We start from the raw sequence: 10,723 nt of genomic DNA, 5'->3' as shown, positions 1-10,723 counted from the left end.
AAGCCCGGCATGCCGGGCTTTTGGTGCGAGGAAAGGGCGGTGCGTGGCTTACTGGAAGTTCACGCGGTCCAGCATCTGCTGCACTTTGGTCATGTGCTCGCCCACCGCGCTGATCGGGATGGTCTCGCTCTTGAAGGGCTTGCCGTCCGTCATGGCTTTCAGGGCCGGATTGCCCGGGTCCACGCCCTTGGCGGCGGGCCATTCGTTGTTACCGTTGGCGAAGTAGTTCTGCGCCTCGGGGCTGGCCAGGTATTCCAGGAACTTGACCGCGTTGGCCTGGTTCTTGGTGTTGCGTGCCACGGCCCCACCGGCGATGTTCATGTGCGTGCCCCACGACTGCTGGTTGGGAAACACCACCGACACCTTGCTGGCGATGGTTTTGTCCTCGGGCTTGTCCGAACGCAGGATGCGGGCCAGGTAGTAGCTGTTGGTCACGGCGATGTCGCACTCGCCGGACGCCACGGCCTTGATCTGGTCGGTGTCGCCGCCCTTCGGAGGACGCGCCAGGTTGCCGGCCACGCCCTTGAGCCAGGCCTCAGCCTTCTGCTCGCCCATGTGCTCGGTCACGGCGCCGAACAGGCTCAGGTTGTAGGGGTGTGAGCCGGAGCGGATGCAGATCTTGCCTTTGTTCTTCGGGTCGCCCAGCTCTTCATAGGTGTCCACGTCTTCCTTGCTGACCTTGTCCTTGTTGTAGACGATCACGCGGGCGCGGGTGGACAGGCCGAACCAGGCAATGCCGCCGTCGGCCGCGGGCTTGGCGCGCAGGTTGGAGGGGATCGTGTCTTCCAGCACCTTGGAGCGGATGGGCAGGAACAGGCCATCGACCTCGCCGCGGTACAGGCGGGCGGCGTCCACCAGCAGGATCACGTCGGCCGGGGAGGCGGTGCCTTCAGCCTTCAGGCGGGCCATGATGCCGGCGTCGTCGGCGTCCACGCGGTTCACCTTGATGCCGGTGGCCTTGGTGAAGCCGGTGTACAGCGCTTCATCGGTGGCGTAGTGGCGGGCGGAGTACAGGTTGACGACCTGGTCCTGGGCGGAGGCGGCGCCAGCGGCGGCCAAAAGGCAGGCCGCCAAAACGGCTTTCATGGACTTCTGCATGGAGAGGGTCTCTTCTCTGGAGGTTGGAAACCGGGCGATGATAGGTCGAACGAGAATGATTCTTAAACAAGACCTGCTGAACCAGAGGTCTTATCGCGGTGGTCCCGCCCGGCCCGCTGCCACTCCAAGCGCCGCGCGCCCATAAAAAAAGCCCGGTCGCAAGACCGGGCTTGAATTGGATCCCTGAAACCCGGTTTCGAGAGATCCAAGGAGACAACGGGTTTTAGCGCTTGCGCTGCTGCACGGCGGCGGCCGACTTGGCGGCGGCGTTGGCAGCGGTGTTGGCCACGGCGTTGAAGTTGGCTTCAGCGACATCGCTGGCTTGCTTCACGGCCTTTTGAACGGATTCGAAGGCGTTGTTGGCGGCAGAGACGGCGCTCTTGAACACGGCCACGCTGGTTTCGGAACCGGCGGGTGCATTCTTGGCGGCGCTGTCCACCAGGTTGCTGAAGTTGCGCTGCACTTCGGACGCCTGGGCTTCGAACGTGCGGCCGAATTCGGCGCTGGTGCTCGAGGCGATGTCGTACAGGTGGCGGTTGTAGGCAGCGGTCTTTTCTGCCAGGGGCTGGAACAGGCTGGCTTGCAGGGACAGCAGTTCTTGCGCATCCTTGGCGCTCAGCACGGCTTGCGTGTGCGTGGCGACTTCGGCCAGGGCAGCGCGGGAAGCGGTGACGTTCAGTTCCACCAGCTTTTCCACGCCTTCGAATGCCTTGTTGGTCAGGCCGAACAGGGTTTCGAGGTGGGCCTTGTGGGATGCAATGAGTTGTTCCGGGGTCAGCGACATGGTGTATCTCCTATTGATAGGTCCTCGAGGGACGGATGGTTGAGACATCTGCGCTGTCGTGACCTGGAAGTCATGTTGCAGTGCAGCATGGGACGGATTCTAGGCGGTTGAGTTCAGGAATCAAGCGATTTTGCTGCGTTGCAACATGATTAGAGTGCATAACCAAAAATGCCGGTCACCTGAGGCACATCAAAGGGGGCGCCTCCACTGGCAGAATTTGCCGCCATGAATGCCCCCACCGTTTCCACGCTGCCCCGCCGCCTGCCGGAGCCGCGCTCCGCATATTCCGTGTTCCGGACGATTACCACCCGCTGGGCGGATAACGACGCATATGGCCATGTCAATAATGTCGTGTATTACAGCTGGTTCGATACGGCAGTGAATGCCTATCTGATTGAGCGTGGAGCCCTGGATATCCATGCGGGCGAGACGATCGGCTTGGTGGTCGAAACCCAGTGCCATTATTTCGCGCCCCTCGCTTTTCCCCAGACGGTGGAGGCTGGCATCCGCGTGGCGCACGTGGGCCGCTCCAGCGTGCGCTACGAAGTCGGGCTGTTCGCCGAGGGCGCGCCCGAGTCGGCGGCGGGCGGGCACTTCGTGCACGTGTATGTCGGCCGCGAGGACCGCCGGCCCCGCGCCTTGCCGCAGGCGCTGCTGGACGCCCTCGCCCCCCTGCGCATCGCGGTCGGCACCTGACCCGGCCCCTTTCATGAAAAAAGCACCGGAACGCTCACGCGGCCGGTGCTTTTGGGAGGGGGGCGCGGCAGGCGGCAGCCCTTCGGCCGGGCCGCCTGGCGCGTCAATGCACGGTCAGGGCTTGTACGTATCGCCCAGCACCACGCCTTCGCGGCGGGGATCGGCGCCGCCCTGCAGCACGCTCTCGCCGTTGCGCTGCACGCGGATGATGGTGCTCGTGCCGCTCGACTGGGCCGAGGTGGACACCGTGTGGCCCAGTGCGCGCAGGCCCGTGATCAGCGGGTCGTTGTTGCCGCCGTTGCTGCTGTTGATGGCCGGGTGTTCGCCGCCCAGCGAGGTCGTGGGGCTGTTGCTCGCGCCGAAGTCCACCAGCGAGGTGGCCTGCTGCGCATCCAGGCCCCAGTCGAGCGCGCCGACGACCGTCTTCACCACGTACTGGATGATGGTGCCGCCGCCGGGCGAGCCCGTGCCCATCAGGAAGTCGCCCATGCTGCCGTCCGCGGCCTTCTTGAACACCAGCGTGGGTGCCATCGAGCTGCGGGGCCGCTTGCCGGCTTCGACGCGGTTCGCCACCACGGCGCCGGTGCTGTCGGTCGGCGTGGCCGAGAAGTCGGTCAGCTGGTTGTTCAGCAAGAAGCCCTGCGTCATGTGGAACGAACCCATGCCGGCTTCCACCGTCGTGGTCATCACCACGGCATTGCCCTGCTTGTCCACGATGGTGAAGTGCGTCGTGCCCTTCTCGTCGATCAGGCTCACGCCGGCAGGCTTGTTGCTCAGGTCGCCGGCCACGGCCGTGCCCATGCTCTTGGTCATGCTGATCAGGCCCGCACGGTTGCGCAGGTAGGTCTTGTCCAGCATGGCCGCGGGCGAGCCGCCGGGCAGCGACACGAAGTCGGTGTCGGCGATGTACTTGTCGCGGTCGGCATAGGCCAGGCGCTCGGCCTCGCTCACCAGGTGCACGCCCATCACCGAAGGCTTGCCGCCTTCGATGTCGATGGCCGTGGGCTTGTAGTTGGCGAGGTTGAAGTTCTCCAGGATGCCGAGCGCCGACGCCACGGCGATGCCGCCGGAGGACGGTGGCGACATGCCGCACACCCAGTAGTCGCGGTAGGTCGTGCAGACCGGGTCGCGGCGCTTGGCGCGGTAGTTGGCCAGGTCGCTCATCTCGGTCAGGCCGGGGGTGATCGCCACGGTGGGCGTGCCGCCGCTGGTGACCTTGATCTTGTTCACGATGCCTTGCGCCACGGGGCCTGTGTAGAACGCATCGGCGCCGCCGCTGGCGATGGTGTTCAGCGTGGTGGCGTAGGCGGGGTTCTTGATCAGCGTGCCCAGGCCCTTGGGCGTGCCGTCGGCATTGAAGAAGTAGGCGACGGCCTCGGGATCGCGCGAGAGGCCGGTGGTGGCGCCAGCGATGGCGCTGGCCATGCGGCCGCTGATCTGGAAGCCGTCCGAGGCCAGCTTGACCGCGGGCTGGAACAGCTCGCTCCACTTGAGCTTGCCGTGGTCCTGGTAGGCCATCTCCAGCATGCGCACGGCGCCGGGCGTGCCGATGGAGCGGCCGCTGGCGCGCGCGCCGCCGGGCTGGGGCAGGGTGCGGTCGCTGTCGCTGACCCAGCGCAGGTAGTTTTCCGTCGCGGCCGCGGGGGCGGTTTCGCGGCCGTCATAGGCCTGCACTTTCTTCTGCGCCGCATCGTAGTGCAGCATGAACGCGCCGCCGCCCAGGCCCGACGATTGTGGTTCGACCAGGCCCAGCACCATCTGCACCGCCACGGCCGCATCGACCGCGGAGCCGCCCTGGCGCAGCACTTCGCAGCCCGCGCGGGAGGCCAGCGGATTGGCCGTGCTCACCATGTACTGCTTGGCATAGACCGCGGTCTTGCCGACCTTGTAGCCGGAGGCGGGTTCGGGCGCTGCGGGATCGCCGGGCAGGCCGGAGCCGACCGTGACCGAGCCGCCATCGCTGACGACCGCGCAGGCCGAATCCTGTCCGGGTGCCGAAGCGCTGCCACTGCCACCCCCGCCACCGCCGCAGCCGGCAAGGACCAGCAGGGCGGCCGTCAGCGTGGCGGTGTAGCGCCAGACAGGGCGCGTGGTGGAGGGTGTGATGGGCGGGCGGGAATGGCGCATTGGAAAAATACCTTTGTTCTTGAAGAAGGAAGTGCCGTCGTCTCTGCGGCGCATCGAGCATACGCGCTGCGCGGGCCCGTTCGGACCCGCTCCATTCCGCCGTGCGACATGTGCGAGATGCGATCGGTGGCGAAGCGGGTGGGGCGGTGACGCGTGCGCGCTTTGCGGGATGCATGCAGTGCGGCGGCCGAAGTGCGGTGCAAGATCCGGACCAGTGCGGTGCCCGGCAATGGGGCGCCCTTGATGACACAATGCCATGCGACGGTGCGCCGCTGCCGTCCACTGCAGATGCCCAGCCGGCCCGCCGCGGCCGCTTCCACCCATGATCATCACCAGCCTGCTCGACACCGATCTCTACAAGTTCACCATGATGCAGGTGGTGCTGCACCAGTTTCCCGGCGCGCAGGTGGAGTACCGCTTTCGCTGCCGCAATCCCGGCGTGCAACTGGTGCCTTTCGTCAACGAGATCCGCGAGGAGATCCGCTCGCTGTGCAGCCTGCATTTCCAGGATGCCGAGCTGGCCTACCTGCGGTCCATGCGCTTCATCAAGAGCGATTTCGTGGATTTCCTCGGGCTCTTCCGGCTCAACGAAAAGTACATCACCGTGAGCCCGCTGGCCTCGGGCGAGATCGACATCACCATCACCGGGCCATGGCTGCACACCATCTTGTTCGAGGTGCCGGTGCTGGCCATCGTGAACGAGGTGTACTTTCGCAATACGCAGAAGGTGCCCGACTTTCCCGAAGGCCGCCGCCGGCTCGACGCCAAGATCGCCCTGCTGCAGGCCGATGGCCTGGGTGACCTCAAGATCGCCGACTACGGCACACGTCGCCGCTTCAGCCGCGCCTGGCACGAGGAGGTGCTGCGCGTGCTGTGCGCGCGCCTGGGCACGGGGGAGCGCCGCACGACAGGCGCGCCTTCGGGGCCGGGACAGTTCGCCGGCACGAGCAACGTGCTGTATGCCATGAAGCTCGGCGTGACGCCGCTGGGCACCATGGCGCACGAGTACCTGCAGGCTTGCCAGGCACTGGGCCCGCGCCTGCGCGACAGCCAGATCTTCGGCTTCGAGATGTGGGCCAAGGAGTACCGCGGCGACCTGGGCATCGCGCTGTCGGACGTGTATGGCATGAGCGCCTTCCTGCGCGACTTCGACCTGTATTTCTGCAAGCTCTTCGACGGCGCGCGCCACGACAGCGGCGACCCGTTCGCCTGGGGCGAGCGCCTGCTCGACCACTACCGCCGCAACCGGGTCGACCCGCTGACCAAGACGCTGATCTTCAGCGACGCTCTCACCGTGCCGCGCACCATCGAGCTGTATCAGCAGTTCCGCGGGCGCTGCCAATTGGCCTTCGGCATCGGCACCAACCTTACCAACGACCTGGGCTGCGAGCCGCTGCAGGTCGTGATCAAGATGACGCGCTGCAACGGCCAGCCGGTGGCCAAGCTGTCCGACACCCCGGGCAAAGGCATGTGCGACGACGAGAAATACCTGGCCTACCTGCGCCAGGTGTTCGAGATCCCGGCGCCGCAGTGAACGCATCGACCCGCATGCAGCGCACCGGTCCGCCGGCGCGCGCTTCGATGGCCACCCCCAGCCCCGTTCCCACCCTGGAGGCTTCCAACGCCATGTCCCTGTCTTTACCGATGTCCCGCGGCCTGCGTGGCTTGTTGCTGATCGCCACGGGCCTGCTGCCGGGCCTGGCGCGGGCCGCCGAGATCGACGGGAGCGCGCTGTCGGTGCTGTGGGGCGTGCCCTTCGCGGGCCTGTTGCTGTCGATCGCGCTGGTGCCGCTGTTCGCCCCCGCGTTCTGGCACCACCATTTCGGCAAGATCGCTGCCGCGTGGGCGCTGGCGTTCCTGCTGCCGTTCGCGGCAGTCTTCGGGGCCGGTGCGGCGGGTGTGAACCTGGTGCATGCGCTGCTGGCCGAGTACCTGCCGTTCGTCATCCTGCTGGCGGCGCTGTTCACCGTGGCGGGGGGCATCCACATCCGCGGCAACCTGCATGGCGGCCCCGGGCTGAACACGGCCATCCTGGCCATCGGCGCGGTGCTGGCAAGCTTCATGGGGACGACGGGCGCATCGATGCTGCTGATCCGGCCGCTGGTGCGCGCCAACGACCACCGCAAGCACGTGGCGCACATCGTCGTGTTCTTCATCTTCATCGTCTCCAACGCCGGGGGCTCGCTCACGCCGCTGGGGGACCCGCCGCTGTTCCTGGGCTTTTTGAAGGGCGTGGATTTCTTCTGGACGGTCGGGCACATCCATCAGGAGACGCTGTTCCTCGTGGGTTCGCTGCTGGCGATCTTCTACGCGATCGACCGCTGGCTCCATGGCCGGCCGGGCGAGGCGGCACGGCCGGACCCCACGCCCGACACGCGGTCGATCGGCTTCGACGGCCAGGTCAATTTCTGGCTGCTGGGCGCGGTGATCGCCCTGGTGCTGCTCAGCGGGTTCTGGAAGTCGCCGGTGGTGTGGAGCATCGCCGGCACGCCCGTGGGCCTGCCCGGGCTGGTGCGCGACGTGGGGCTGCTGGCGGTGGTGGGCGCCTCGCTGTGGCTCACGCCGCGCCAGGTGCACGCGGACAACCAGTTCGGCTGGGCCCCCATGCAGGAAGTGGCCAAGCTGTTCGCGGGCATCTTTCTCACCATCATCCCGGTCATCGCGATGCTCAAGGCGGGCACGCAGGGGCCGTTCGGCGCCATCGTCGGCGCGGTGACCCGGCCTGACGGCACCCCCGATCCGGCCATGTACTTCTGGGCCACCGGCCTGCTGAGCGCGTTCCTGGACAACGCGCCGACCTACCTCGTGTTCTTCAACACCGCCGGCGGCGACCCGGCCGTGCTCATGACCACGCTCGCCCCCACGCTGGCCGCGATCTCGGCCGGCGCCGTGTTCATGGGCGCGGGCACCTACATCGGCAATGCGCCCAACCTCATGGTCAAGGCCATTGCCGAAGAGCGCGGCGTGAAGATGCCCAGCTTCTTCGGCTACATGCTCTGGTCGTGCGGCATCCTGCTGCCGCTGCTCGTCGCCATGACATTCCTCTGGTTTCGCTGAAAGGTCCTGATCCATGTCCAAGCCCCGCATCCTGGTCGCCCGCGCCATCTTTCCCGAGGTGGTGGAGCGGCTCTCGCAGCATTTCGAGGTCGAGGCCAACCCCGCCGACGCGGTCTGGTCGCCAGCCGAATTGGCCGAGCGCCTGCAGGACAAGGACGGCGCCCTGACCACCGGCAGCCAGCGCATCGACGCCGAGTTGCTGGCGCGCTGCCCGCGGCTGCGCATCGTGGCCAACATGGCGGTGGGCTACAACAACTTCGACGTGAACGCGCTCACCGCGTCGGGTGTGCAGGGCACCAACACGCCCGACGTGCTGACCGAGACCACGGCGGACTTCGGCTTCGCGCTGCTCATGGCCACCGCGCGCCGCATGACCGAGAGCGAGCACTATCTGCGGGCCGGCCAGTGGACGAAATGGAGCTACGACATGTTCGCCGGCTCCGACGTGCACGGCAGCACGCTCGGCATCCTGGGCATGGGCCGCATCGGGCAGGGCATCGCCCGGCGCGGCGCGCACGGCTTCGGCATGCAGGTGATCTACCACAACCGCTCCCGCCTCTCGCCCGCGCTGGAGGGCGAATGCGGCGCGCGCTACGTCTCCAAGGAGGAGTTGCTGCGCACGGCCGACCACCTCGTGCTGGTGCTGCCCTACACGGCCGAGTCGCACCACGCCATCGGCGCCGCCGAGCTGGCGCAGATGAAGCCGACCGCCACCCTGGTCAACATCGCGCGCGGCGGCATCGTGGACGACGCGGCGCTCGCGGCGGCGCTGCGCGACAAGCGCATCGCAGCGGCCGGGCTGGACGTGTTCGAGGGCGAGCCGCAGGTGCACCCGGACCTGCTCACCGTGCCCAACGTGGTGCTGACCCCGCACATCGCCAGCGCCACCGTGCCCACGCGGCTGGCGATGGCCAACCTGGCGGCGGACAACCTGATCGCGTTCTTCGACGGCCGGGGCGCGCTGACGCCCGTGAACACGCCGGGCGAACGGCCGGTGTGACGGAGGCCGCCACGGTGCTTCCGCGCCGCGGTTTAGAGCCGAATCGGCCACATGCCGGCGATTTTCATGCCGGTGTAGCTATCAAATAAATAGCAAAAGGAGTGTCGGGTTTTGGAAATGTTCGCTGTCCTGGGTTTGCTGGTGCTGGTCGTCCTGATGCTTGGGGTGCTGCTGCTGCGCAGCCCGCGCGCCGAACTGCCCCCCGAGTGGCTGATGCGCCTGCAGCGCCTGGAGGCCACGGCCCAGGCCACGCAGCTGGCGGTGGCCAAGAACGATGGCGCGCTGGAGGGCATGGCCCAGCAGCTGCGCGGCTTCACGCAGACCATGCAGGGCACGCTGGAAAGCGTGCGCCAGGCCGTGGACGAGCGGCTGGCCCAGGCGGTGCACGAGTCGCGCAGCGGCCGGGCCGAGCTGCTCGCGGCCTTCACCGCCTTCGAAGGCAAGCTGGAGCAGCGCCTGGCGCTGGGCCAGACCGATGCCGTCGCGGCGCGGCAGGAACTGGTGCAGGCGCTGGGCGCTTTCCGCGCCGAACTCACGCAGACCGGCGAAGCCCTGCGCGGCGTGCTCAACGAGCGCCTGTCCGCCATCCAGGCCGACAACGCCGCCAAGCTGGAGGAGATGCGCCGCACCGTGGACGAGAAGCTGCACGCCACGCTGGAGCAGCGCCTGGGCGAATCCTTCAAGCTGGTGAGCGACCGGCTGGAGCAGGTGCACAAGGGCCTGGGCGAGATGCAGACGCTGGCCGGCAGTGTGGGCGACCTCAAGCGCGTGATGACCAACGTGAAGACGCGCGGCACCTGGGGCGAGATGCAGCTGGGCGCCATCATCGAGAACGTGCTCACCGTGGACCAGTTCGCGCGCAACGTGAAGGTCGTGCCCGGCAGCGACGACCTGGTGGAGTTCGCCATCCGGCTGCCGGGCCGGGGCGACGAGCAACCCGTGTGGCTGCCCATCGACTCCAAGTATCCGGTGGAGCAGTACCAGCGCCTGCTGGACGCGCAGGACCTGGCCGACAAGGCGGCGGTGCTCTCCGCGGGCAACGCCTTCGAGACCTCCATCAAGGCCGAGGCGCGCAAGATCTTCGCCAAGTACGTGTCGCCGCCGCACACCACCGACTTCGCCGTGATGTACCTGCCCACCGAGGGCCTGTTCGCCGAGGTGATTCGCCGGCCCGGGCTGGTGGAGGCGCTGCAGAACGACTGCCGCGTGATGATCACCGGGCCCGCCAATCTGGCGGCCATGCTCAGCAGCCTGCAGATGGGCTTCAAGACGCTGGCGATCGAAAAGCGCTCGTCCGAGGTGTGGGGCCTGCTCGGCGCGGTGAAGACGGAGTTCTCCAAGTTCGGCGACGTGGTCGAGGCCACGCGCAAATCCATCGACGCGGCGGCCCGGCGGTTCGATGAGGTGGGCGTGCGCACGCGCGCCATCCAGCGCCAGCTGCGCGAAGTGCAGGCCCTGCCGGCCCCGGGGGCGGCGGTGCCCCTGGCGGGTGCGGGTGCCACGGATGGCGGGCTACCGCCCACTACCGAAGACGAGGCCGTTTGACATGAACACCGCACTGGCCCGCCTGATCGCCGGACAGATCTGCATTCACGCCTGCATGGCCGGCATGCGGCTGGCCGCACCGCTGCTGGCCCTGCGCGAGGGCTACAGCGCGGCGGCGGTCGGCATCCTGCTCGCGCTGTTCGCGCTCACCCAGGTGTTCCTGGCGCTGCCGGCGGGCCGCTATGCCGACCGCCATGGCCTCAAGCGCCCGGTCGGCTATGCCGTGGTCGTGGCGGTGGTCGGGGCGGCCGGGGCGCTGGTGTGGCCGGCGTTTCCCATGCTGTGCCTGGCCGCGCTCATGACGGGGCGGCGCCACGGGGGCCGCCACCATTGCCCTGCAGCGCCATGTGGGGCGCGCGGCGCACGACTCCACGCAGCTGCGCCAGGTGTTCAGCTGGCTGGCGATCGGCCCGGCC

The 10,723-nt window shown here is 67.8% G+C and carries 8 protein-coding genes and 1 pseudogene; 6 read left to right on the top strand and 3 right to left on the bottom strand.

Annotation, left to right across the window (positions count from 1 at the left end):
* Positions 1 to 48: 48 nt before the first annotated feature.
* Together AC27IQ_RS13795 and AC27IQ_RS13790 are read right to left on the bottom strand one after the other, a co-directional pair.
* Positions 49 to 1,098, bottom strand: a complete 1,050-nt coding sequence (locus tag AC27IQ_RS13795) for an extracellular solute-binding protein (RefSeq protein WP_487089797.1) — start codon at positions 1,096 to 1,098, stop codon at positions 49 to 51.
* A gap of 223 nt (positions 1,099 to 1,321) precedes the next feature.
* Positions 1,322 to 1,882, bottom strand: a complete 561-nt coding sequence (locus AC27IQ_RS13790) for a phasin family protein (protein WP_272568836.1) — start codon at positions 1,880 to 1,882, stop codon at positions 1,322 to 1,324.
* Between the two features lie 225 nt (positions 1,883 to 2,107).
* Between AC27IQ_RS13790 and AC27IQ_RS13785 the strand changes: the two genes are divergently transcribed.
* Positions 2,108 to 2,578 carry an acyl-CoA thioesterase gene (locus AC27IQ_RS13785; protein ID WP_487089796.1) on the top strand — a complete coding sequence of 157 codons (471 nt, stop codon included), beginning with the start codon at positions 2,108 to 2,110 and terminating at the stop codon, positions 2,576 to 2,578.
* Positions 2,579 to 2,692: 114 nt separating this feature from the next.
* Here AC27IQ_RS13785 and ggt read toward each other — a convergent pair whose 3' ends face one another.
* Positions 2,693 to 4,705: a gamma-glutamyltransferase gene (gene ggt, locus AC27IQ_RS13780; protein ID WP_487089795.1), complete on the bottom strand. Its 2,013-nt coding sequence runs from the start codon at positions 4,703 to 4,705 to the stop codon at positions 2,693 to 2,695.
* Between the two features lie 322 nt (positions 4,706 to 5,027).
* On the opposite strand from ggt, the gene pncB reads away from it, so the two are divergent.
* From pncB to AC27IQ_RS13755, 5 genes and pseudogenes are all read left to right on the top strand, one after another.
* A complete protein-coding gene (pncB, locus tag AC27IQ_RS13775; protein WP_284428673.1) occupies positions 5,028 to 6,239 on the top strand; it encodes a nicotinate phosphoribosyltransferase in 1,212 nt (403 codons plus the stop codon).
* 110 nt (positions 6,240 to 6,349) lie between these two features.
* Positions 6,350 to 7,762 (top strand): sodium:proton antiporter, encoded by a 1,413-nt coding sequence (locus AC27IQ_RS13770; RefSeq protein WP_487089799.1) that lies wholly within the window; start codon positions 6,350 to 6,352, stop codon positions 7,760 to 7,762.
* Between the two features lie 13 nt (positions 7,763 to 7,775).
* The gene (locus AC27IQ_RS13765; protein WP_487089794.1) at positions 7,776 to 8,762 is read left to right on the top strand and encodes a 2-hydroxyacid dehydrogenase; all 987 of its coding nucleotides are present in this window, start codon (positions 7,776 to 7,778) and stop codon (positions 8,760 to 8,762) included.
* 117 nt (positions 8,763 to 8,879) lie between these two features.
* Positions 8,880 to 10,307, top strand: a complete 1,428-nt coding sequence (locus tag AC27IQ_RS13760; RefSeq protein WP_487089798.1) for a DNA recombination protein RmuC — start codon at positions 8,880 to 8,882, stop codon at positions 10,305 to 10,307.
* A gap of 1 nt (position 10,308) precedes the next feature.
* Positions 10,309 to 10,723 (top strand): annotated as a pseudogene (locus AC27IQ_RS13755) (MFS transporter); the annotation flags it as partial.

Source organism: Acidovorax sp. KPB24-07, assembly GCF_057543315.1.
This window is presented reverse-complemented; position numbering and strand designations above follow the sequence as displayed.

What these genes read in the sequence shown, in the direction of transcription:
- AC27IQ_RS13795 (WP_487089797.1), bottom strand. Translation starts at nt 1,098, where the DNA reads ATGCAGAAGTCCATGAAAGCCGTTTTGGCGGCCTGCCTTTTGGCCGCC.
- AC27IQ_RS13790 (WP_272568836.1), bottom strand. Translation starts at nt 1,882, where the DNA reads ATGTCGCTGACCCCGGAACAACTCATTGCATCCCACAAGGCCCACCTC.
- AC27IQ_RS13785 (WP_487089796.1), top strand. Translation starts at nt 2,108, where the DNA reads ATGAATGCCCCCACCGTTTCCACGCTGCCCCGCCGCCTGCCGGAGCCG.
- ggt (WP_487089795.1), bottom strand. Translation starts at nt 4,705, where the DNA reads ATGCGCCATTCCCGCCCGCCCATCACACCCTCCACCACGCGCCCTGTC.
- pncB (WP_284428673.1), top strand. Translation starts at nt 5,028, where the DNA reads ATGATCATCACCAGCCTGCTCGACACCGATCTCTACAAGTTCACCATG.
- AC27IQ_RS13770 (WP_487089799.1), top strand. Translation starts at nt 6,350, where the DNA reads ATGTCCCGCGGCCTGCGTGGCTTGTTGCTGATCGCCACGGGCCTGCTG.
- AC27IQ_RS13765 (WP_487089794.1), top strand. Translation starts at nt 7,776, where the DNA reads ATGTCCAAGCCCCGCATCCTGGTCGCCCGCGCCATCTTTCCCGAGGTG.
- AC27IQ_RS13760 (WP_487089798.1), top strand. Translation starts at nt 8,880, where the DNA reads ATGTTCGCTGTCCTGGGTTTGCTGGTGCTGGTCGTCCTGATGCTTGGG.